This is a genomic window from Rhizobium sp. T1470, assembly GCF_042140505.1.
Classification (GTDB): Bacteria; Pseudomonadota; Alphaproteobacteria; order Rhizobiales; family Rhizobiaceae; genus Rhizobium; species Rhizobium favelukesii.
Genome location: NZ_CP148092.1, coordinates 1,715,038 through 1,738,125, shown reverse-complemented (window position 1 = coordinate 1,738,125; position 23,088 = coordinate 1,715,038). Strand labels below are relative to the sequence as shown.

The 23,088-nt window shown below is 59.1% G+C and carries 21 protein-coding genes and 2 pseudogenes; 10 read left to right on the top strand and 13 right to left on the bottom strand.

Features of this window, described 5'->3' with window-relative positions; all coding sequences use genetic code 11:
- Positions 1-36: 36 nt before the first annotated feature.
- Positions 37-1,437 (bottom strand): VOC family protein, encoded by a 1,401-nt coding sequence (locus tag WGT02_RS29645; protein ID WP_208246691.1) that lies wholly within the window; start codon positions 1,435-1,437, stop codon positions 37-39.
- Positions 1,438-1,546: 109 nt separating this feature from the next.
- Here WGT02_RS29645 and WGT02_RS29640 point away from each other — a divergent pair, with 109 nt between their 5' ends.
- The 3 genes from WGT02_RS29640 to WGT02_RS29630 all read left to right on the top strand — a co-directional run bounded on the left by WGT02_RS29640 (position 1,547) and on the right by WGT02_RS29630 (position 3,348).
- A complete protein-coding gene (locus WGT02_RS29640; RefSeq protein WP_208246689.1) occupies positions 1,547-2,461 on the top strand; it encodes a LysR family transcriptional regulator in 915 nt (304 codons plus the stop codon).
- The gene (gene recX / locus WGT02_RS29635) at positions 2,458-3,009 is read left to right on the top strand and encodes a recombination regulator RecX (RefSeq protein WP_024315244.1); all 552 of its coding nucleotides are present in this window, start codon (positions 2,458-2,460) and stop codon (positions 3,007-3,009) included. The genes WGT02_RS29640 and recX overlap by 4 nt, the downstream gene beginning before the upstream one ends.
- A gap of 147 nt (positions 3,010-3,156) precedes the next feature.
- On the top strand, positions 3,157-3,348 hold the full coding sequence (locus WGT02_RS29630; RefSeq protein WP_024315243.1) for a hypothetical protein: 192 nt from the start codon (positions 3,157-3,159) through the stop codon (positions 3,346-3,348).
- A 125-nt stretch (positions 3,349-3,473) separates the two neighbouring features.
- Here WGT02_RS29630 and WGT02_RS29625 read toward each other — a convergent pair whose 3' ends face one another.
- Complete coding sequence (locus tag WGT02_RS29625; protein ID WP_024315242.1) at positions 3,474-4,463, bottom strand: LacI family DNA-binding transcriptional regulator; 990 nt, start codon at positions 4,461-4,463, stop codon at positions 3,474-3,476.
- Positions 4,464-4,481: 18 nt separating this feature from the next.
- Positions 4,482-5,489, bottom strand: a complete 1,008-nt coding sequence (locus WGT02_RS29620; RefSeq protein ID WP_208246687.1) for a Gfo/Idh/MocA family protein — start codon at positions 5,487-5,489, stop codon at positions 4,482-4,484.
- Between the two features lie 200 nt (positions 5,490-5,689).
- Between WGT02_RS29620 and WGT02_RS29615 the strand changes: the two genes are divergently transcribed.
- The 5 genes from WGT02_RS29615 to WGT02_RS29595 all read left to right on the top strand — a co-directional run bounded on the left by WGT02_RS29615 (position 5,690) and on the right by WGT02_RS29595 (position 10,724).
- Positions 5,690-6,982: an ABC transporter substrate-binding protein gene (locus WGT02_RS29615; protein ID WP_208246685.1), complete on the top strand. Its 1,293-nt coding sequence runs from the start codon at positions 5,690-5,692 to the stop codon at positions 6,980-6,982.
- A gap of 85 nt (positions 6,983-7,067) precedes the next feature.
- On the top strand, positions 7,068-7,955 hold the full coding sequence (locus tag WGT02_RS29610; protein WP_208246683.1) for a carbohydrate ABC transporter permease: 888 nt from the start codon (positions 7,068-7,070) through the stop codon (positions 7,953-7,955).
- Positions 7,956-8,867 carry a carbohydrate ABC transporter permease gene (locus tag WGT02_RS29605; RefSeq protein WP_024315238.1) on the top strand — a complete coding sequence of 304 codons (912 nt, stop codon included), beginning with the start codon at positions 7,956-7,958 and terminating at the stop codon, positions 8,865-8,867.
- 19 nt (positions 8,868-8,886) lie between these two features.
- Positions 8,887-9,972, top strand: coding sequence for an ABC transporter ATP-binding protein (locus tag WGT02_RS29600; RefSeq protein WP_024315237.1), 1,086 nt, complete (start codon positions 8,887-8,889; stop codon positions 9,970-9,972).
- A gap of 14 nt (positions 9,973-9,986) precedes the next feature.
- Entirely contained in the window at positions 9,987-10,724 is a 738-nt protein-coding gene (locus WGT02_RS29595; RefSeq protein WP_208246681.1) for a ThuA domain-containing protein, read from the top strand.
- A 54-nt stretch (positions 10,725-10,778) separates the two neighbouring features.
- Here the strand turns inward: WGT02_RS29595 and WGT02_RS29590 are convergent, their stop codons facing one another.
- From WGT02_RS29590 to WGT02_RS29550, 9 genes and pseudogenes are all read right to left on the bottom strand, one after another.
- Positions 10,779-11,225 (bottom strand): Rrf2 family transcriptional regulator, encoded by a 447-nt coding sequence (locus tag WGT02_RS29590; RefSeq protein ID WP_208246678.1) that lies wholly within the window; start codon positions 11,223-11,225, stop codon positions 10,779-10,781.
- Positions 11,226-11,331: 106 nt separating this feature from the next.
- On the bottom strand, positions 11,332-12,543 hold the full coding sequence (hmpA, locus tag WGT02_RS29585; RefSeq protein WP_208246677.1) for an NO-inducible flavohemoprotein: 1,212 nt from the start codon (positions 12,541-12,543) through the stop codon (positions 11,332-11,334).
- Between the two features lie 444 nt (positions 12,544-12,987).
- Positions 12,988-13,405: pseudogene (locus WGT02_RS29580) on the bottom strand (GFA family protein).
- 45 nt (positions 13,406-13,450) lie between these two features.
- Positions 13,451-13,886 (bottom strand): annotated as a pseudogene (locus WGT02_RS29575) (SRPBCC domain-containing protein).
- Positions 13,887-13,888: 2 nt separating this feature from the next.
- A complete protein-coding gene (locus WGT02_RS29570) occupies positions 13,889-14,203 on the bottom strand; it encodes a helix-turn-helix transcriptional regulator (RefSeq protein ID WP_208246675.1) in 315 nt (104 codons plus the stop codon).
- Positions 14,204-14,970: 767 nt separating this feature from the next.
- Entirely contained in the window at positions 14,971-16,260 is a 1,290-nt protein-coding gene (gene repC / locus WGT02_RS29565; RefSeq protein WP_208246673.1) for a plasmid replication protein RepC, read from the bottom strand.
- A gap of 151 nt (positions 16,261-16,411) precedes the next feature.
- Positions 16,412-17,410: a plasmid partitioning protein RepB gene (repB, locus tag WGT02_RS29560; RefSeq protein ID WP_208246671.1), complete on the bottom strand. Its 999-nt coding sequence runs from the start codon at positions 17,408-17,410 to the stop codon at positions 16,412-16,414.
- Entirely contained in the window at positions 17,407-18,585 is a 1,179-nt protein-coding gene (gene repA, locus WGT02_RS29555; RefSeq protein WP_208246669.1) for a plasmid partitioning protein RepA, read from the bottom strand. Before repA ends, repB begins: the two co-directional genes overlap by 4 nt.
- Positions 18,586-19,187: 602 nt before the next feature.
- Positions 19,188-19,943, bottom strand: coding sequence for a hypothetical protein (locus tag WGT02_RS29550; protein ID WP_208246667.1), 756 nt, complete (start codon positions 19,941-19,943; stop codon positions 19,188-19,190).
- A 412-nt stretch (positions 19,944-20,355) separates the two neighbouring features.
- On the opposite strand from WGT02_RS29550, the gene WGT02_RS29545 reads away from it, so the two are divergent.
- Positions 20,356-21,681 carry a sensor histidine kinase gene (locus tag WGT02_RS29545; protein WP_225040041.1) on the top strand — a complete coding sequence of 442 codons (1,326 nt, stop codon included), beginning with the start codon at positions 20,356-20,358 and terminating at the stop codon, positions 21,679-21,681.
- Complete coding sequence (locus tag WGT02_RS29540; RefSeq protein ID WP_208246662.1) at positions 21,678-22,331, top strand: response regulator transcription factor; 654 nt, start codon at positions 21,678-21,680, stop codon at positions 22,329-22,331. Before WGT02_RS29545 ends, WGT02_RS29540 begins: the two co-directional genes overlap by 4 nt.
- On the opposite strand, the gene WGT02_RS29535 is transcribed toward WGT02_RS29540, so the two are convergent.
- Positions 22,325-22,855, bottom strand: coding sequence for a hypothetical protein (locus WGT02_RS29535; RefSeq protein ID WP_208247880.1), 531 nt, complete (start codon positions 22,853-22,855; stop codon positions 22,325-22,327). The genes WGT02_RS29540 and WGT02_RS29535 overlap by 7 nt on opposite strands.
- Positions 22,856-23,088 lie beyond the last annotated feature (233 nt).

Below are 23,088 nucleotides of genomic sequence, written 5' to 3'. Positions count from 1 at the left end.
TGGTGTTTGGTTCTTGTTGCTGGTCGTTGGGTTGCTTCACTCGGCCGCTTGGGCGGCGCTCAGGCGAGCTCGGCATTCGGCGATCGATTGCGCCTCGATGCCGGCATAATGATCGAACTCATTGAGAACAGGCGTCCCGAGATCGCGCTCGAAGCGCTGCTGGTTGGGGCTTGCGGTAAACTCCTGCGTCGCCTCGTCGCCGAGGTTTGACTGGAAGATGCCGGCAGCACTCACAGGTAGGAAATCCTCGTAAACGATCGCGTCGAAGCAAACGAGACCGTCCAACAACAGTTGCTCGATGCTGGCATCGGCTGAGGCCACTGCGCTCTCTCCTTTTTCCGTCAGAGAATAGCGGAAATAGCCAAGGCCCTGTGCGCGGATTTCGGCCCAGCTGTCCGGGAAGAGCACGAAAGCATCGACAAGCGCCTTCTCGTAGGCAGCAGCGTTCGAGCCGTCAGCGGCCGGACGAACCACTTTGCGCGAGTCCGTCAGCAGCTTGTCGTAGAGAGCGCGACCTTTAGGGGTCAGGGCGATGCCGCGGCTTTCGATTTCCCCGAACCGGGCCGTGTGTGTGCCCTCCTGCCAGTGACCGCTTGCATCCCTGAAAGAGACCGCTTCTTCAAGGGCCTTGAACGACGTCTGCCGCAACAGAATTGCGCAGCGACGGCTCGGCGGACCTTCGACGACCGCCTTCGGCGCAATGCCATATTCCGGCATCAGCCGCTGTACTTCGTCGATATCAAGCGTGCGCGGCGTCAGGTGATTGATATGCGGCCCCTTGAACGAGACGACGTCGGCAATCAGCCGGTGCGCATCATGCAGACGCCCGTACATGGCGAGGCCAACATTGGCCTGGTCATGCCAGCGAAACGTCTCCAGGACCTCGGCAACGAAGTGCTCGGCATCGTCATCACCCAGTCCACCCTGGCGCTCGGCCTTTTCGGTCAGCTCGATGGCACCGGCGGTGAAGATTTGACGCTTCTGAAGGATCGCGTCGGCTTCAGCGCGCAATTCTTCGTCGGCAATCAAGTCGAGGCGCAGCAGAGAGGTGAAAACACGGAACGGGTTGCGCTTCAGGGCGACATCGCCCACCGGTCGGAAAGCCGTAGAGTGGACCGGCACCCCGGCCTCGCTGAGGTCGTAGTAGCCGACCGGGAACATGCCCATGACCGCAAAGACGCGTCTCATCATCGCAAGTTCTGCCGCAGTCCCGAGACGGATGGCACCATGGCGCTCTTCGGAGACACGCTCAAGCGAGTTGGTTTCTTCTAGTCTGTGCCTGAGGACCGGATTGGCGGCAAGCGTCGCGGCATTGACCTTGGCAACAATGTCCATCAGCGTGCCGTAAGCATGCACCTCGGTCCGATACATGGCCGACATGGCCGCAGAAAATGCAGAACGGATAGTACAGGAGGAGACGTAACTTTTGGTCAGCATAGCTTTTCTCACGAGACGCCAATTGGACGAGTTCATTCTGGATTGCGATCATATCGCTTGCACGCTAGAGGAATAACGATAAATGAAGCTGAGATAATGCGGTTTCGGAATGACCCTACCTCGAAAGCTGATACCCGACCTGACGACACTGCAATCATTCGAGTCTGCCGCTCGCCACGGCAACTTCACGCGCGCGGCTCTCGAACTCAACCTGACGCAAAGCGCCGTCAGCCGACAGATCAAGGACTTGGAAACCCAGCTCGGTGTCCTCCTCTTCGAGCGCGTTCGACAACGAGCGATCCTGTCGGAGGCCGGTAAGCGGCTGCTGCCTGAAGCGAGGCGCCTGCTGCACCAGACCGAAGAGATGATGATCCGGGCAGCAGCAGGTGCCGACGCAACGGCGACGCTTTCAATCGCGACCCTGCCGACATTCGGCAGCCGCTGGCTGACGCCACGGCTGGCTGGCTTCTTGGTTGCCCACCCGGGTTCGCAGGTTGACATCGCCTCCCGCTCCGAACCATTCGACTTCGAGCAGGAAAACTTTGATCTCGCCATTCATTACGGTCAGCCCATCTGGGCACGGGCAACCTGCACGTTTTTGTGCGACGAGAAGGTCGTTCCGGTTGCCAGCCCAACCTTGCTGCAGTCGGATCCGGTTGCCAGCCCGGCGGAACTTATACACAAACCGCTCCTGCATCTGGCCACGCGTCCACGGCTCTGGCGCCAGTGGTTTGAACACTGCGACATCGACGCCGATCCCTCATACCGTGGCAACCGGTTCGACCAGTTTTCGATGATCATCGAAGCTGCCACGATGGCGATGGGGTTTGCGCTTCTGCCGCTTTATCTGATCGAACAAGAGCTAAGCTCCGGAAAACTGCAGATCGTCTTCGACCAGCCGATGTCGACCGAGAACAGCTATTATGTGGTGACGCCCGATGGTAAGCGTGAACATACGCTTGGCTCAGCATTCACGGCCTGGCTGCTCTCGCAGGTAAGCAATAAGGGCACGACTGAACCGTGACCGACGATCAGACCCCGCCAGACACCCCGACTGCGCGCATGCTGAGTTGGGCCAGGAACTCGACGATCTATCGGCTTGAGCGCGGAATGATGACCGAAAGACAATTGTTTGATGCCATCGTCAGGAAGGCCAAACAGAAATTTAAGGACATCAGCGAGCCGCAACTCAAGGCAGTTGCGGATTCGGCCGTGACATTCGCCTGCGAGCATGGCGGTCTGAACGACGCGACCTATGCCGAAGTCAGCGCGCGTTCCGGCGTTCGCCGCGGCAGGTCAAAGCGTCGTATCGCGCAAAACCTTTCCCAGAAGGGCGTCGATCGCGAGGTCATCACGGCTGCGCTTGACGAGGCGGATGAACTGCTGGCAGCCGTGGTCTTCGCACGCAAGCGCGCCTTCGGGCCGTTTCGCCGTGGCGATGTCGATCGGGTAGGGGTCACCAAGGAAATGGCGGCATTTGCGCGCAACGGCTTCAGCTTCGACACCGGAAGGACCGTGCTCGCGATGAACCGCGAGGAGGCCGAAGACGTCGTGAGCGCGCGATCTCGTTGAGGGCATGGTGTACCCAGCCGCAACGGCCCGGACTTGCCAGGCTTGTCAAGTTGGACGGCGAGTCCATATGCTTTAGAGTTGGCTTGCATGGTGGACTGCGAATCCTTGGAACAATGAGGACACAAAGCCGCGAAGGGAAATCAGAGCATGAACAATATCGCGAAGCTTCTGGTTCAATCGGCAATGGCCGCGCTGACCATCTGCGGTTTCCTCGTCATCACGTTGCCGTTCGTCCTTGATCGACAGGACATGCCGGACCACAGGACATTCCTTGCCATGTTTGTCGCGATGGCAATCAGTCTTTGGGCATATGAGCTGATTTTCAAAAGAGATCGTTGAAGCGCAACAGCTTCGTCACCCCGCGGCGTGGTGGATTTGCCGCGGGCTTCTCCTTCAAGATCGCAACCCAGTCTGGGCCAGAAGAAAGCAGCCGCAGAGAAATTGCAACGGCTGCGTGACCGATTTCAGGCTGTCGAGCCCCAGCGGGCCGTGCAGGTGAGGGTAATGCTATGGGGGCCTTCGATCTCGGCATCGTGACGCTCGATGAGTTCCACGACGGCATCGATGAAGGCGGTATGGTCGAGGCTTAGCGTCGTCAGGTCGTTGCAGTCCCACAACGCCATGGCGATGCCATCCTGGCCGACGATGGCAATATCATCGGGCGTGTTCTTCCCAAGCACGCGCCGTGCGGCATCCCGCGCGCCGATGGCCATGACGTCATTGCCGCAGATGATTGCGTCCACCTTGGCGCGGTGAAGAAGCAGGACGGCTTCCTTGAAGCCGGAATCGTAGCTGTAGTCGCCGAACGCTTCCGCCTGCAGCGTGAGGCCGCGTTTGGCGAGCGCATCGACGAACCACCTGCGCCGCAGCTTGTCGATCCAACTCGATTTCGTGCCCGATAGGTAGGCGAAGCGTCTTTTGCCGTCGGCAACGATCTTGTCGATGATCTCGTCGGCGGCGGCCGATCCGTCGATCCGGATGCTCGAGACGCTCTCGTTTTCAAGCGGTTCGAAAGAGACGATGATCGGCTTCGTGGTGTGGAAGATGTCGACGGCATCCTGCATCGACACCATGTCGGAGAAGACGACGACATGATCCACCTGATAGGTGGAGGCGAGGCGCATGAGCTGCAGCCTGTCGTCGTGATCGGCACAGCACAAAATGATCGGCAGGAGCTGACGGGCTTGCAGTCGATGAACGAGAAGCTGCTGTTCCTCGGCTTCGCAGGGATTGCCGATCGCGTTGACCACCAGCGCCACCAGCCGTGAGCGCTGGTTGTTGAGCGAGCGGGCAATTGCATTCGGCTGATAGCCGTATTCGCGAGCCACCGCCAGAATGCGGTCACGGGTCGCACTTCCGATTCTGGAATCCGGCGAAAAAGCCCGCGAAATCGTGGCGGACGACACACCGGCAAGCTTCGCCAGTTCCTTCGAGGTGATCCGCCGCTTGTTCATTCAAACTATTCCACGCGTTTATGGCGCCGCTATTTTGACGGGTACGCCGTCCGCCGCAGCCGATTCCTTGATTGCATCCCAGAGCCTAGCGAATCGCAGGCCCATTTCAACGGAGCCGGTGTTTTCCATCGTCCCGTCGCGAATGGCGAGGAAGTTTTTCATCGGATTACCGAGAATTTCCGCTTCCTCGCGCGGCTCGTTTGTACGGCCAGCGCTGATCTCGCGCCATCCGCCCCAGGCGTCGATGCGAACGATTGCCTTCGAATAGAAAAAGGTGATGTAGGAGGCGCAGCCAGGAGGACCGTCGCCGGCCGCCGTCAGCGTCGCCAGCGCGCCATTCTTGAGGCGGGCCGAAACGGCGGTCGCGATGTCGACGTTCTTACCGTGATTGTTCATATAGGCCGACACGCTCTCGAAATCCGAATTGGCGAGCAGGCAGACGGTATTCATCATATGGGCGCCGGTGTCGAACATGAAACCGCCGCCAGAGATCTCCGGCTGCTGCTTCCAATGGCCGTCGTAGTTGCTCGACCAGCTTTCCCAGATCATCCCCGATATCGCCACCAGATCGCCGAACTCGCCGGCAAGCGCCCGCTTGCGCGTATCGATCACCAGGGGAGAGAGCCCACCCTGGAAGGCGGTTACAACTGTCACGCCGCTCTTCTTCTGTGCCGCAATCAGTCGTTCGGCCTGCGCAACCGTTGTCACCATCGGCTTTTCAAGGAAGAGATCGAGGCCGGCTTCTGCAACAGCCGTTGCCTGCTCGCCGTGAAATGCATGCGGTGTAGAGACATAGACGATATCCAAATCGTCCCGGCAGGACGCCAGCATCTCTTGGTAATCATCAAAGCTCCGCGGCGCCGGCGCTCCGGCCGCAACGCAAACGTCGATCAGGCGCAGGCGAGAAGAAGGTGTCGTATCGGCAAGCGCGACAAATTCGATCTCGGGCATGCGAGTCCAACTTGCCGCATACTCAGCCGCTTTCAGGCCTGCGCCAATGACGCCAAGCCGCAATTTCCGTGACATGAGAAAATCCTCCCGAATGCTGTGTGTATACGGTTACACAAATGACATAACAAAAACAAGATTTATTAAATCATGCTATTTCAATACCTTCGGTGTGTATCCGAAATCCAATCAAAAACCATCTTGCCAGTCTCTGGAATGCGTGTACATTTTCGACCGTGGTGCTGGAGGGCGCCGCATACCAACAGGGAGGACTTCCGTTGAAGAAGACGGTCATTGGTGGCCTGTGCGCCATTCTGCTCAGCGCCGTTTCGACGCTGGCGCATGCTGAGACAATCCGAATTGCCAATCACGGTCAGGCCGGCATCGACGCCATGAAGTCGACGGTCGAGAAGATCGAGAAGAAATACGGCGTGACCGTCGAGGTCGTGGAATACCCTGCGCCCGATAAGGACTATCTGACGAAACTGCTGACCGAGCTCGGCGCCGGCAACGCGCCTGACCTCTTTTCCATCCCGACGACGGCCGCCGTTGCTGATATGGTCGAGGCCGGTTACCTCGCGCCGGTGACCAAGGAAATCAAGGCCTGGGATGGCTATGCCAATTTCTATGACGTCGCCAAGCAGCTGGCGGTCAGCCCGGACGGCGAAACCTATGTCATGCCGTTCATGCTCGGCATCCAGGAAATCTACTACCGCAAGGACGTCCTCGACAAAGCCGGCATCTCGACGGAGCAGCCGAAGACCTGGAAGGACCTTCTCGATCGTGCCGCCGAAATCAAGAAGAAGACCGGCGCCTACGGCCTGCTCTTCCCGGCTGGCGTTTCCTGGGGAAGCGGCGCCTTTGACGAAGGCTTCCAACACCTGATCGTCGGCTCCAAGACGCCACAGCTCGTCGATGCGGACGGCAAGCTCGATCTTAACGGCGAGGGCGTCAAGGATGTCTTCGACGTCTACAAGCAACTGATCGACAATGATCTGATGCCGACGCAGCCATTGCTCGGACCCGAGCCCTGGGTCGTGCCGAAGTATCAGATGTTCCCGGCCGGAAAGCTTGCCGCGACCACCTGCGGTTCCTGGTGCTACATCTTCGACTGGGGCCGTGAAAGCAAGAACCCGATTCCTGAGGTGACCAAGGTCGTCGGCACCTGGACCGTGCCGGGCCAAAGGGGTGGTCAGTATGTTCTCGCCAATCTTGCAGCCCCATGGGCCATCAACGCCAAGTCTGCCAATGTCGAACTCGCCAAGAAGGCGCTGATGGAGATCGGGTCGGTTGAGACGCAGGTTTCCTACGCAGCCCGCATCGGCAACATTCCCTCCAGCAAGGATGCGGCTAAAAACGCCGACTTCCAGAAGCTGACGGAACTCGTTCCGATCCATGCCGCAGCAGAAAAAGGCACCTTCCTGAAACAGGCCTCCGGCTTCGGTACCGTTTCAGAAGGAGTTGCACGCGCTACAGAAGCGCTGCTGCGCAAGGAAACCGATGCCGCCGGCGCGCAGAAGATTCTTGTCGACTATGTCAAGGAAACTCTGGGCGACGACGTCGTAAAGTAAGCAAAAACTTACCAACAAAACGCACGGGAGACGTGGGCTTGCCCGCGTCTCCGGATTTCCTTTTCGAACAGTCATAGAGCTTTCCATGGCCCGAAACGTCCACGAAAGGCGCACTGAGCGGCAGCTTCTTCTGATCCTGTTGCCCTCGCTTGCGCTGCTTCTGGCCTTCGTGATCTATCCCGCGCTTTACTCCGTCTATCTGAGCTTCACCAATGAGGCGCTGACGGGTGCTGCGGCTCTGCGCCCGCGCTTTGTCGGTATTCGCAACTATGCGCGGTTGCTGAACGATGCGAAGTTCTGGAACGCCTTGCTCGTCACCTTCCTGTTTGTGGTCGGCTCGGCGGTGATCGGGCAGTTCGCGCTCGGTCTGGTCTCAGCGATGGCGCTTCGTCGCCGCATCCACTTTAGGCGGCTTTTTTCCTCGATCATCCTTCTGCCAAATGCCGCGCCCGAGGTGGTTGCCGGCTTCATGTGGATTTCCATGTTGGCGGGTGGAGAGCAGGCGACACTCAGCCGTATCGTCAGCTTCTTTGGCGTAACGCCGGCCGACTGGCTGCAGGTTTTTCCACTTTCGATGATCATCGTCGTCAACACCTGGCGCGGCATCGCAACTGCGATGATCCTTCTGACGGCGGGCCTCAGCACCATTCCCAACGAGATTTACGAGGCTGCCCGCATGGATGGCGCGACCCCGTCGCAGATGTTTCGCCGCATTACCTTGCCGCTCATGATGCCGACGATCCTGCTCTACATGCTGATCTCGGCCGTTTCGACCATCGCCGTCTTCGGTCTCGTCTATGCACTGACACGCGGCGGCCCGGGCGGTGCGACGGAACTGGTCAGCATCTATATCTACAACCAGTCCTTTACCGCGTTCCAGCTCGGCTACGGTGCGGCCGTCGCCGTGGTCGCCCTGCTGATTTCGCTGATCCTCGGCGTCGGCTACGTCCGGGCCATGAAGGTGGAGGTCTGAATGGCTGTGATCTCCCCGAGCGAGAATGCCAACAAGACCCGGTCGGACCTGCTTGCCTACGCAACGCTGTCGCTGATCTCGATCTTTTGCGCCGTTCCCTTCTTCTGGGTGCTTCTTGCATCCTTCGATGGCAACGCCCAGCTGTTCCTTCGCTGGCCCGAACAATGGAGCTTCGCCAACTACCAGCGTGTCTTCACCAAGGAAGACGGCGCAAAGTGGCTGTTCAATTCGCTCTTCGTGGTCGGCGGCGCGACCGTGCTGGTGATGGTGCTGGCCGGCCTTGGCGGCTATGCGCTGTCGCGCACCAGAGCGTGGTGGAAGCTGCCGTTCCTCTACGCCATCCTGTTGATCCGCGTCCTGCCGCCGACAGCACTCGTCGTACCGCTCTACAAGTTCCTTCTGACGCTGAATAATGCGGAAGGCGCTATCCTGCGACCGATCTTTGGCGAATACGCCCGGCCGATCATGCGCTGGACGGGTTTCATCGATGGCTATCTCGGCCTGATCCTCGTGCTTGCAACGATGCAGTTGCCATTGGCGCTGTGGATCATGAAAACGTTCTTCGATGGCCTGCCGCGCGACTATGAAGAGGCGGCACTGATGGATGGCGCGACACTCGTACAACGCATTCGCCGGGTGCTCATCCCTTTGGCGCTGCCGGGACTGGCCGCCGCCGGGCTGTTTGCCTTCATGTCAGCCTGGGGCGATTTCCTGTTGCCGCTGATCTTCCTCTCTTCGCCAGAGCTGCAGACGCTGCCGCTTGGTCTCTTCCGTGCATTCCTGCGCATCAACGAGATCGACTACGGCCTGCTTGCCGCACTCGCCTTCATCTATCTCCTGCCGGCAGTCGTCGCCTTCGGCTTTGCCCGCCGCTTCCTCGTGCAGACATTTGCCGGCGGCGTCAAAGGCTGACGCCAGAAAGAGCTTTACGATGATCAATCTCAGGAATGTTCGCAAATTCTACGGTGCATTGGAGGTCATCAAGGGGGTCGACATCATCGTGGAAGACGGCGAGTTCGCCGTGTTCGTCGGCCCGTCTGGCTGCGGCAAGTCTACCTTGCTGCGCATGATCGCGGGTCTTGAGGGTATCGATGATGGCGACCTCATCCTCAATGGCAAGCGCATCAACGATGTTCCCCCTGACAAGCGCGGCATTGCCATGGTGTTCCAGTCCTACGCGCTTTATCCGCATATGACGGTTGCCGAGAATATCGGCTTCTCCCTCAGCCTGAAGAAGGTTCCGGAGGCGGAAATCCGTCGCCAGGTGGAAGCTGTCGCCGAGATCCTGCAGCTGACGGACTATCTTGATCGCCGTCCCGCTGCCTTGTCGGGCGGCCAGAGACAGCGCGTCGCCATTGGTCGCGCCATCATCAAGAAGCCGTCGCTGATCCTTTTCGACGAGCCCTTGTCCAACCTCGATTCCGCACTACGCGTGCAGATGCGTGCCGAGCTGCAGCGCCTGCATCGCGAGCTCAAGGCGACCGTCGTCTACGTGACGCATGACCAGGTCGAGGCCATGACCATGGCCGACCGCATCGTCGTTCTGAACAAGGGGGTCGTTGCCCAGCAGGGTGCGCCGATGACGCTCTATCACCAGCCCGACAACGAGTTCGTCGCGACCTTCATCGGCTCTCCGAAGATGAACACCATTCCGGTGCTCATCACGAGGCCGAGCACCGGCAAGACCCACGCCCAAAGCCCGTTCGGTCTGTCGCTCGACCTGCCTGATGCGGGCGCAGTTGTGCCGCAGGGTCAAGCCACGCTCGGTATCCGGCCGGAGCATCTGAAGATCGCAGCAGACGGGCAGGGGGACTTCTCGGCCGAGGTTTTCATCGTCGAGCGGCTGGGCGTCGAGACATACATGACCGTCGGCTCGCAGGAACAGCCGATCGTCGTCCGCGCAGAAGGTGACATCGCGTTGCGGCCCGGCGATCGCGTGTCGCTCACAGCCGATACATCCGCCTGCCATCTGTTCGATTCCACCGGTCGGGTCATCCGTCTGACCCAAGCATCATAAACATCGAGGATACCATGACAATCAAGGTCACCATCTGGAATGAAGGCCGCCACGAACAGCTGCACAAGGAGGTTCAGGAGATCTACCCTGATCGCATCGACGGTGCGATCGCAGCCGGCATCGCCAACCCGGATTTCGAAATCCGCCGTGGTACGCTCGACGATCCGCACGAGGGTCTGCCGGACGCGCTGCTTAACGACACTGACGTGTTGCTATGGTGGGGCCACATGGCCCATGAGGAGGTGAGCGACGGCTTGATCGATCGCATACAGCAGCGGGTGCTCAAAGGGATGGGCCTTCTCGTCCTGCATTCCGGCCATCACTCTAAGCTGTTCCGCCGGCTGATGGGCACCAACGCCAATTTGTCCTGGCGCGAAACGCCCCAGGGTGATCTCGAGCGGATCTGGGTCGTCAATCCGGCTCACCCGATTGCCGAGGGTCTACCGCCCTTCTTCGAGGTCAACGCCTCAGAAATGTATGGCGAGCCTTTCGATATTCCGCAGCCGGATGAACTCGTCTTCATCTCTTGGTATTCAGGCGGCGAGGTTTTCCGCAGTGGCTGTACGTTCCAGCGCGGCCGCGGCCGGATCTTCTTCTTCAGCCCCGGCCACGAAACCTATCCGATCTACCACGACAAGACCGTGCACAAGGTCATTGCCAACGGCATTCGCTGGGCCAGGCAGACCCACACCGATGGTCGGATCCTGGAAAATTGGCATCGCGCCGAACCCATTCACACCCGCCCGGCATAAGCCATCGGCAGCTGCAATTTGGTGCCGGACACCCCAGGTGGGTGTCCGGATCCCTCACGGTTCGGGCAGGGCAAGCAGACGACGCAACGGCACGGACGGCCGGGCGAGGTCTGCCAGCGTATAGCCATCGAGCACATCGAGAAAGGCCGCAGCCGCCGAAGCCAGCGCACGCTTCAAGACGCAGGCGGGCTGCACCACACAGACAATCTCGCCATCGCCAGTTTCCATGCAGGGCACGATCGCAAAATCAGGCTCACAGGCGCGAACGATCTCACCGACGCCGATCTGTTTGACGGCACGTGCAAGCCGCATTCCGCCCTGACGGCCGCGCACGGTATCGATCAAACCCCTTTGCCCGAGCTCATGCGTAATCTTCATCAGGTGGGCCTTTGAAATATCATAGGCTTCTGCAATTTCCGCGATTGTCGACAGCCGCTCTCCTTTGAGCGCAAGATACATCATGAGCCGCAAGGCGTAGTCGGAATAGACAGTCAAACGCATCTGTTGATCCTTCACGGAACGTCACAGGCACCAAACTAAAGATATCCACGCGATGAATCAATTGGCCCAGGCGACCATTGCTAGCCGCCTTGGCACCTCAGGCTTCCTAGGCCGCGGCGAGCTCGTCGGCCGGGCCGAAGAATTCGTAGTGAATACGGTCTGCGGTGACGCCGGCCTTGGCCAGTCCCTTCACGAAGGCGGCCAGGAAGGGTCTTGGGCCGCAGAGGTAGAAGTCGGCTTCCGCCATGGGTGTATTCTTGGCCAGCCAATCGATCGTGATGTAGCCCTCATGGTCGAAGTGAACGCCCTTCTGATCTCGATCATGCGGGCTGCCGTAGAAGATGGTCGTCTTTAGATGCTCCCGGTTCTTGGCGATATCGCGCACGTGCGGTCCCATGGCGTGGACGCTTCCGTTCTCGGCGCCATGGACGTAGTGGACGGCAAGCCTTTGTCCGCTGTTTGCGATCGTCTCCAGCATGCTCACCATCGGCGTCAAACCGACACCGCCGCTGAGCAGCACGACGGGCCTCTCCTGGCCCGGCGGCAAATGGAAGTCTCCGGTCGGAGGCGCCACCTCAATGACCGCGCCTTCCTCAATCTGATCGTGAAGGAACCCGGATACCAACCCGTGCATCTCTCGTTTGACCGAGATGCGATAGCTCTCACCATTGGGAGCAGATGAGATGCTGTAATTCCGGTGCTGCTGGGGAAGACCCGGAACGTCGAACCGAAAGGTCAGGTATTGACCGGGGCGATGACGAACCACTGCGCGACCGTCGACCGGTCGTAGCACAAAAGATGTGATGATGTCGCTTTCGCGTCTCTTCGACGCAACGGCAAACTGCCGCCAACCATTCCAGCCGCCTTCGGACGATTGAAGATCATCGTAGATCTGTTCTTCTCGCCCAATCAGGATGTTGGCGAGAAACCAGAACGCCTCGCCCCAAGCATTGAGGATGTCATCCGTCGCCACCTCACCGAGAACATCCTTGATCGCACCCAAAAGAGCGGTCGCAACGTGGGGATAGTGATCAGGCCGGATGTGCAGGCCGACGTGCTTCTGCGCGATGCGCTCAACGGCTCCGGTGAGGATAGCCAGATTGTCGATGTTCTCGGCGTAAGCGAGGATCGCCTGCGCCAGCGCCTTCGTCTGACGTCCCCCTTCCCCCTGGTTCGACTGGTTGAACAGGTCGCGGACCTTAGAATTCTCAAACAGCCGCTTGTACATTGCCGCTGTAATCTCAGTCCCGTGCGTTGTGAGTGCAGGCACAGTCGCGCGCACGATTGCCTTCGTCGTCTCCGTCAGTGTTTGCGTCATCATGGTCTCCAAAAGTTGCACCGTCGACGCAGCTGACGTAGTACTTTTTGATACATTTCCTATATATCTTTAAGCATCTGCGCCGTTCGGTCGCAGCGATGACCTCACAGCTCGCAAACGGTCGAAACGCTGGTCCGCTCCCCAAAAAACCTCGATGACGCCGGTTGCCACCGAACGAAGCGTCGCGACCGAGCATGGCGGTCGGTGCGGGACCCACCCATTGCCCCATGAAACCGCACCGATGATGCACCGGCAGGAGGACGTCGCTGAACCTGTTCGGCCCTGCCCATTTTGGGATACAGATTGATGGCAGGCGCTTTCAGCGTGTGCATTCGCCAGCAAACCACCCGATGCCGCCACTCCCGACAACCTGGACGAACGGCTTAATCAGGCCCTAGCGGACCACTCATATTGTCGGCGGTTTCGTATTGCGCCCAGCGGAATTTATCCGGGTGGCATTCGCTCGAATTTCTGCAACGAGGGGTCAATTTGTGTTCCACGCATGGCCGCCGATGGTGTAAGTGACCACCCACGGATTGAATTGGCCAGGGTCGTCGAGGTTCGTCGCGTTGACCGCAATCAGTTCCGGCATTGCGACGAATGTCAGATAGACCGGCGTTCCACAGGTCGGGCAGAAGGCGTGGCCCTTTTCGTTCCCGCTGTCGCCTGCTACCCGCCAGGTGTTTGCTTCGCCGGAAATTGTGACGTTGGCTCGCTGCGGGAAGGTCAGGTAGGATCCATGCCCCGTACCGCTTCGCTTCTGACAATCGCGGCATTGGCAGTGGTTCTCGAAGATGGGTTCGCTGCTCGTTTCATAGCGGATCGCGCCGCACGCGCATCCGCCGCTATAGGTCTTGGTCATTGTCATTCTCCCGCTGGCAGACTTGTTGATTGGCCCCGCAAGGTTTCAGGCCGATTTTGGTTTGGCTGACAGGTCGATGCCGCGGCCGGTTTCCAGGAAGGATTTCAGGCTGGATAGGACGGCCGGCCAACCTTGTTTGATGCCGTTGGCCATCCCGCTGCCGGCTCCGGGTTCGTCGTGGGTGACGGTCAGCCGGACCATGTTGTCGTATTCTTCGATCGCGAACGTCACCCGGCTGTAGCTCGCTGGATCGGAGGCCTGCGACGCATTCGCCCAGGTGATGACGAGACAGGTCGGTGGCAAGATCTCGATGACGTTGCCGACGAGATCGACAGTGCGCTCGTCGTTGGCACGGATATGTTCCCGTTCTCGTGGCCCCAGTAGCGCCTTGCGACGTCCGGTTTCGTTATGGCCTCGAACACCTTTTCCGGGTCGCGAGAATCTAGGTCACGTAAACAAAGCTGGTCATCTCTTTGATCATTGTTACTCTCCTTCGAGTTCCTTCTTCAGATCGTGCAGCAGCTTGAGCCGCTGATGCTCTAATTTCCGCACCCACTGTTCGTAGACTTCGTGGAGCGGCACGGGGTTGATGAAATGCAGCTTTTCCCGACCACGCCTGACCGTGCTCACCAGATTGGCCGCCTCCAATATCTCGAGGTGCTGCGTGGCGGATTGTCGGGCCACGTCCAGATTTTCGCAAAGCTCGCCAAGCGTCTGCCCGGTCCTTTCACATAGAAGGTCAAGCAGCTTTCTGCGTGTTGGATCGCCCAGCGCTTTAAAAACCTTGTCAGCGTCCATCGTTCCTACTCGAATGTGAAAACATCACATGCAGGCAAATGCCGGCATCTCAAGCGGCAGCCAAGCCATTCGACCGGGCCTTTCGGATCAAGGGCGTTCTTGTTCGAGGGACGCAGCGGCATCGCACCGCTGCGCGCGGCGACGATGACTATCGCGAAACTCAACGCATGTGCGGCAGGCGATATCCGGGTGCTAACCTGTCTTCTGCACCGCTCGCTGGAAGCGGCGACGCTTGAAAGCGTTGCTCTCGACGAGACCATGCGCGCCAACTTCGCACTTCTACTTTTGACGCCACTTGCTGCCGACACGCGTAGGATTTTGTGTGCCGCCAACGCTCGCCGATCGCGCCATCGAGACGGCCTTTGCAACGTCAGAACCGGGCTGAGAGAGAAACAGGTCACGGCGGAGACTGCGGCGTCGTTCTTGTCGGAGATGCCACAACTGCCTAACGGATCGTGGAGACCGGCGCGAACCGAACCCTTGCCACACTATTGCGCAGCCGATCGTATGATCGAAAGGCAATGCGGTCTCACCGATATCGGCGGCCGCAAGACTGGTTTTCCGTGCGAATGTCGTGGCAGGTTCACCAGTTAGATCAAACGCCTGACAGCTGAACCAGGAGACCGAGACGACATTTGCGCCGCCGCGGTTTCCGACCGGATGAGGAAAATCCACGATCCCGGTCAATTTTTGGGTGTGGCCTTCTTGCGCATGTGTGTGGGGGAGCAAACTAGGTTTCGGCAGATGAGATCCAATTGCCGAAACCGCTACCCGGCCCGCCGTGTCCCGCCGCCACGCGCACGAACCAGGGACATCAACATCGGGCCGATCGAGAATTCACCACGTTCCGCGCGACGGGTCAGATCTCGCAGGTAACCGCCCGCCGAGTTGATGTGGCCGCCGCGTTCGAGGATGCAAGCCATGACCGTTGCCGCGTTTTCAGCTCCCATCGCTGCAGACGCTTCCTCGTAAGCCGAAGCGCTGACACCCAGCATCCCCCGGACCACGACCGCCGCCGCCATCATGTCGCGCCAATTTGTAATCGATCCGCCAGGCCCGTAGCTCACCATGTCGGGGCAGGCCTGCAGGATTAGCCCGAGCGGGAAGGACTTCATGCCCGCGCCATCACTGCCCGGTCGCCTTTGCGCCTCGGCCGTATTTCGATCGTCATGCTTTTTCTTCTCAGCCGGCGCCGCGGCATAAGGCTCAAGCGTCTCCGCCGAGTTTGCCCCCTGCTTTGTTTCTAAAGCTGGTTCAGATTCAAATTTAGAGTCGGGATTTGAATTATGTATGTGACGCTCACTTTGAGCGGGATTGCCGCTCGTCTTTTCAGCTTTAAGCAAGGTTTCCAGTCTGTTAGTGATGTCCTCACGCAGGGTTTGCATCTCTTCGAGCGTCGTTTTAATCCGCTCTGCGCTCGGCGTACGCGGTACACCGTCGACCAACGCCCTGAAATAGCTGAACGCAGCCTCCCAATCGCCCGCCAGGTCTTCTTCGATTGCGGTCTCAATCAGCTTCGCAACGTCGCGGCGGCAAAGGCTGAGCTGCTCGCGCAATCGCTGCACATGCAGCCGATCGGCCACCACCTCGGCGGCCAGGCGCTCGATCTCTTCGGCGCGCACGATTAGCGGTGCCAACGAAAAGCCGAATGCCTCTCCGACCTCGCCTTCCTTGACCCTGCGGGCGTAGCGTTTGCCGTTTGGACTGTCTTTGCGGACGATCAATCCGGCTTCGACCAGCACAGCCAGATGTCGGCGGATCGTCTGCTCGGCCATACCGTGCGAGCGCAGCGAAAGCTGATCGTTCGACGGAAAGACGACGAGGCCGTTTTCTTCCGACAGGACATTCTTCGGATAGAAACTCAGCAATGCATTCAGCACCGCAAGTGCGCGGTCCGTCACGCCAAGCAGGGGCTTGGCAGCGCATAGTGCCCTATAGATTTTCCACTTATCGACCGATTGATCAGCCTGAAGCTCGCTCACCGCCTTCTGGCTGGCAAGCATGCCAAGCGTCATCGGACGCTGCCCAAAGGGCGTCGTCACACTTCCTGTTTCCATCACCTTCACCTTGCTGAAGGCAAAAGAAATCCACCCACCAAACTGGTGCCGACTCTTGACAGCGATTCCCGGAAATGCGATTCTCTAGCTGCTAACCTATGAGAAGGGCTTCCGTGACGGCAACGTTCGGGAGCTTTTTTCTTTTGCGGCGTTATCCTTTGCTACTGTGTCGTGTCGACTGCACGAATTCGCTGTGAAGCGCCTCCATGCGATCATTCAAGAAATCCACGAAACTGGCCGGAACGGCCTTTGTGAAGCTGAGCTTGGGGCCTGTCTTCGCGTAGCTGACTGTCGCTAGAAGAAAGCCATTTGCTCGTATTTCCGTCACGGCAGACTGCGCAGCCGCAGGCGCCGCTTCGGCCTTGAGCGCGCCAAGAGCGATCGCAAAACGATCTTTCTCGGCAGCGGCTTTATCGTGACCCAGCGATTGCTTGACGCGCGCTGCACCGTCCTGGCGCCTGGCGAAGGCGTCGGCAAAGTCGATCCACCGGCGACGGCCGATCTCCGGCGAGGAGCCGATCGCAAAGAGAACATCCCGAGGGATCGCGGTTGCAATCCGTAGCATCTCCGACACATGCGACTTCCCCGTCGCAAGCGATGCGCAGATGACGTCGCGTCGATATCCGGCCTGCTCCTGCGATAGCGCGAATGCACACTTCTCGATGAACGACAGGTCATTGCGGTTTGCGTTCTCTTCGCCCTGGAAGACGATTGCCTCTTCATCGCTGAGTTCCCGCACGATGGCGCGGAACTTCAGGCCAAGCGCCTTGGCCGCCGCCAATCGCCGCCGCCCGAACACGATCTGGTATGGTAGCCCATCACCTTTGTGCGGCCTGATCAGGCCAGGAACGATCTGTCCGCGCTCCTTGATGGATGCCGCAATCTCGTCGATGGCCGCATCGTCATAAGCACCGTCGAAGCGATCCGGGATCGTGGAGGGTGCCACCTCATCGGGATCGACCTCGACGATATGGTCGCCGTCCTTGAGAAGCCTGTCGAGGACCTCGCCTTTTTCCTGGATCTGCCTGACGCCCGCCGCGACCTTGAGAAGGTGCGGAGACGTCGTCGGCTTGGCGACTGGCGCTGCAGTCGGCTGCTCAAGTTGACCGAGCACATTGGCAAACATGCCACGAGAATCTTTCCGGCTCATTCGCGCCCCCATGCTGCCCAAAGCAACTTCTCGATCTCGGCATTGGCCGCGTTGATCGATTCCATCGCGCGGTCATAGGTTTTCGGCGCCGAGAAGCGTGAGCGCTGCACCTCATAGAGGCTCTGCTTCCAGGTCAGGGCGTCGGCGACGGCGGTTGACTTCGCGACCATGTTCAACAGCAGGTCTTCGCCGAAGACCTGTCGCATCAGGGCCGTCATATTGGCCTGCGGATGATCGTTGGCCTCGAACTTCGTGACGAGAAACTTCGCGAAATCCCACTGCGCCGAGGTCCCCATCTCGCTCAAAATCTGCATGTAGGACGAGGCTAGCTCGAGAAATTTGCCTGTCGAATCGACATCGAGCATATGGGCTGGAACCGGTATGACAACACCGGTGGCAGCCGTCAGTGACGAGAGGGTAAGGAAGTTCAGCGACGGCGCCGAATCCATCAAGATGACGTCATAGTCACCGGCAACCTGCTCGAGCGCCTGCGAGACCCGCAGCAGGAAGCTGGTGCCGCCGTTCTTTCGCATCTCAAGGGCGACCGCCGTTTCAAACTCCGTCAGGTCGAGACCCGCACAGATGACATCGAAACCGGCAATATGCGTGTTGTGGACCAGCGATTTCGTCGGCTTCGGGTCCGAAAAGCGAATGGCGGCATAAAGTGTTTCATCTTCACGGGGATCGAAATCAGGAAGCGCGCCATGCAGGCTGGTAAGCGACGCCTGCGGATCGAGATCGACCGCCAACACCCGGTAGCCCTTGAGCGCCAGGTAGTGGCCAAGGTGGATGGTCGTGGATGTCTTGCTGGAACCGCCCTTGAAGTTTGTAACCGCAATGATCTGGCATTCTTCAGCCTCGACACGACGTGGGTTCATCCACTTCTTGCGCCCCTTTTCGGCCAGCATCAGGCGCAGCTCGAGGATCTGCTCCAACGTGTACATGCGACGGCCATTTGACGTGGTCTCGGGCGACGGACCCTTGTCCTTCAGAACGATCTGCCTGATATAGGCTTCCGACACATCCAGGAGCGCTGCGACCTCCGACGAGGAGAATTTGCGCATCTCGCGGCGCGCATCGGGTGGATATTGCGCCATCGAAAGGTTTTGCAGTGCGAGCTCCAATTTGGTGGAAAAGCTCTGCATGAAGTCGAGGCTGCTTAAGTGCCGATTCACGATTCTTTCCTCAGTTCGTTTCAATAGCCTAAGCGCCGATACGATTGATGAATGGTTAATGCAGTCGTTGTTTCGCCCCGCGGCGATAATTCGCTCTTTTTGCGTAGTTACAGAACTAGCTCGATTCGCGAGATTCGGCAAACCCCTCGAGGAGCCTTGTGCGGTCCATGTGCTGTGACGCGCGCGCCATGCTATCATGCGCGAGGCGCGTGCCGGTCGAATGCCAGCAGAGTTCAGATGGAACGAGACGTGGCGGTTAGGGAGAAGAGTTGTCCAAGGACACTTCCCTTGCGGTGACACGGGGTATTGCCGGATCAAGAAATGCAAAGGCTCGGGCGTTCTGCCGCTGCCTCGGGTTGCGGCAGCTCGTCGCCGACACACCGATACGGTGATCGTCCAAATGCTGGTAGAAGTCGGACTGCGATGGTGGCTAAATCAGGAACGGAAATCGCGACGCCGACTGGCCAGTGGGCCAAGGCGTCGCGATCACTATTGATATTTCGGCTGGCGATTCCATCGCCTATGCCATGCGCCGACAACCAGTGCCGCCGCGGGGCTCCTCATCCGAATGCTGCCGCACCGTGGCCTCGCTCTTAGCAACCTCAGGGCTGCTCTACGATCACGGTCACTGGCGGCGCGTCGCTTTCCACCGGCGCGCTTGCGTCGGGATCCGTCACTGACTCCTCTGTTGGAAGAGTATCGCGAATCTGATCGATCTTTCCGACGGCCGGGCCGACACCCAAGATGTCTTTTGCCTCTTCGAGAGCATCGTCCGTCACTTCGCCACCCTTGGTAAAGCTCGAAAGCGCGTCGCGCAGCGCTTCGTCGCTAAGAGCCGGGTCAGTCGGAATAGCGTCAGGCCCGTTTTCGGCTTCAAACTCGGCGTAGGCCATCACATAGGCCGAAACCGCCGCCATTCGAGGATCGTTGGAGTGCATGTAGGCGTGGTAGTTCCTGTTCAGCGAACTCATGCTGGCAAAAGAGGCTTCAGGGGCTTTTGCTTTGGTCGTCGTCGCGACCTTGCTTTTCGTTGTCGGTGCGGACTTCTTCTCGTGCGTGAACAACGACTTCAACGTTGGACGATCGCTACTGCTGTTGCTGTTCTTGCTTTTTCCGTGCGAACCGGCGGTGTCAGACTTCCCGTGGCTGGAACTGCCACCAGCGTGGTTTCCGCCGTTGCCGTTGCCGTTGCCGTTGCCGCCCCCATTGCCATTTCCGTTGCCACCTCCGGAATTGCCGTTACCGTTCCCACCCTTCGCATAGGCGACGCCCGACAAGCCCAATGCTGCGCCCCCGACAGGCGCAACCGCAATTGTCAGCGCAATAATGCTGCGTCCAAGAATCGTGGAAATGCTCATATCAACCTCCGGATTTAATACTGCTTTGCAGTACATTGTTCGTATGGCCGGAAAGCATGGTTGCAAGCGGCGGGCTTGAAGCCAGCTTTCCGGCCTGGCGCGGACACACCGCGTTCCAATTCACATCGACGATAGCCTGCGTCGGGCGCCAGTTCCACGCAGGTCAGACCATTGCTCCTCCAGTTAGGACCTAGGTCTGACCTGTCACAGACCAAAGGTCCAAATTCCCGTCCCTGTGACGCGATATTGTTTGACCCATTATCGGAACGAGGTAATTCTGCGGTTCGATGAACTGACGTGCCGCCGCAACTCTGGGCGGCCGATCCCGAGACATCTTGTGCGGCCCCATGAACTCATAAAACGATGGAATTCACAATCGCTGGCCAGGCAGTTCCTACTTACGGGAGGCGCTGTGTCGCTGGTCGCGATGGTGTTGGTCGGCGCATTCGTAAGCAGCCTGATCGAAGAGGCGGTGACCCGAAATTCAGCGGCGTCGACTGCCCTTTACGTCGACAGCGTGATCGCACCGTTGCTGCCTGACATGCTCACGGCAGAGGAGCTCGATGATACGGTCTCTCGCGCGCTCGACGAGACCCTCGAGCAGGGCGCGCTTGGAAACCGCCTGAAGTCGTTCAGGCTGTGGCGCGCAGATGGCACCGTTCTTTATTCGAACGACAAGCGCATGCAAGGCAAGCGCTTCAAATTGAGCGACGACCTCAAGACGGCTTTCTCCGGCAAGATGGTCGCGCAGTTCAATCGCCTGGACGACGGGGAGGACGAAGGCGAGCGGGAAAGTGGCAAGCCTTTGCTTGAGATCTACAATCCCGTTCTGCAACCATGGTCAGGGCAGGTCGTCGCCGTCTCCGAATTCTATGAAATAGCCAACGATTTCCAGCGGAGCCTCAATCAGGCGCGCTTGCACAGCTGGATGGCGGTCGCGGCCTTCACGCTTGCGTTTTTTATCGTGTTGTCGGCCCTCATTTTGAGAGGAAGCAGGACCATCGAAGATCAGCGGCAGGCACTGAGGCGCCGCATTGACGAGCTTTCGGCGCTCCTGTCGCAGAACCAGACGTTGCGAGCGCGGGTCCACCGCGCGTCTCAGCGCGCCACGGCGCTTAACGAGAGCCATTTGCGACGCATTGGCGCCGATCTTCACGACGGGCCGGCACAACTCGTCGCATTCGCCTCGTTGCGACTGGACAGCAATGCGCTGGTCGATCCGGCCACACCTGCATCACTGCGCGAGCGTGAAATCGCAGCCATCAAGGCAAGCCTCGACGAGGCCATGAATGAGATCAGGACGATCTGCAGCGGGCTTGTGTTGCCGCAGATCGAGGCCGCGAGCCTGCCAGAGATATTGGAGCGCAGCGTTCGTGCGCATGAGCAACGAACCGGATCACGCGTTCACTTGAAGATGGCTAACGTGCCCGAGCACCTTTCGCCCTCGGCAAAGATCTGTATATACCGTTTCGTGCAGGAAGGGCTGAATAACAGCTATCGTCACGGCGGCGGTGTAGAACAACGCGTGGTGCAACGCTTGGAGGGTGACCGCATCAGTATCGAGGTTTCAGACGGTGGATCCGGGTTCGATCCCAATGCCGTAGGCCCCACCAGCCTTGGCCTTGCCGGTCTCAGAGAGCGGATTGAAAGCCTTGGCGGCACCTTCCAGCTGCAATCGTCCGCCCAAGGTACCCTTGTCAGCATGTCGCTCAGTAGCGAGGAGATCCCACAAACATGACAGCGCGAATTCGCGTCGCAGTGATCGATGACCACCCGTTGTTCAGGGAGGGGGTAACCCGAAGCCTGTCGGAGATCGACGGATTTGAAATCGTCGCGGAGGGAAGCACGAAGGATGATGCGATAAAGGTGGCGCAGAATCTGCAGCCGGACGTGCTGCTTATGGACATTTCCATGCCTGGCGGCGGCTTGAACGCGATCGCTCCGATCCTCCAAACCGAACCGTCACAGAAGATTGTCATGCTCACCGTTTCTGAGTCCAGCGACGATGTCACGGCCGCATTGAACAGCGGAGCAAAGGGGTATGTGTTGAAAGGCGTCGGCTCCAGGGCACTTGCCGAAATCATCCGGAGCGTGGCTGCAGGCGAGAGCTATGTCGCCCCGACGCTGTCAGCACGGCTGCTTTCCAGTCGTTCTTCGCCTGCTCCGAAGAAATTTTCCGCCATTGCCGCACTGACCACGCGTGAACAACAGGTCCTGCAGCTCGTCGCATCCGGCATGAGCAACAAGCATGTCGCCAGGAAGCTCGATCTTCACGAAAAGACGATCAAGCATCACATGACGCAGATCATGGCGAAGCTCGGTGTCGCCAACCGAACGGAAGCGGCAATTGCGCTTCGCGATGCCATCGATGGGCGCGACAATCAATGAATGAAGGATTCGAGGCGGACTTCATCTGCAGAGGTCGCGCGCCGATTGACGATCGTGCGCCCCCTCGCGTCTCTCATGATGTAGCGGCCTTTCCTGATGGCTTCGCTCATGCCGTCGCCGTGGCGAACCTCTATTGCCGAGCTGTCCGTATCACCGACATAAGCCCTCGAGCCATTTCCCGTGGTGGTGCCGCGGTTGGAACTGCCGCCGCTGTTTCCATTGCCGTTACCACCGCTATTGCCGTTTCCCCCGCTATTGCCATTGCCGCTGCCGCCGCTATTTCCACTGCCGCCGCTATTGCCATTGCCACCGCTATTTCCATTGCCGTTGCCGCCACCATTGCCGTTGCCGCCACCATTGCCGTTGCCGCCACCATTGCCGTTGCCGCCCTTGTCGGCCTCAGCGGTCTGGAGCTTGAGCGTCAGCGAAGTGCCAGAGACCACGACCTTGTAGGGCATCGCTGCCAGCAACAGACCAAGTGACATACGGCACAGGGTCGCAACGAACCTTCGACGTGCGGGCATCATCATTCCTCTGAATTCCACGGTCCTTCCCGATCGTGATCTGGGCAATCATCGCTACCCGATTTGTCCGACGCTGGAATGCACATAGAAAAACCACCCGGCGTAGCATATGGAACTGCCGCGCCACCTTCTCGAATTTGCTCACGTGTCCACCGGACCGTCAATTCGCAATCGCTGCTTTCAGACCTTTCCTTGATAGCCGCAGGACGTTCGTCCAGCCAGCCTTGGGACCA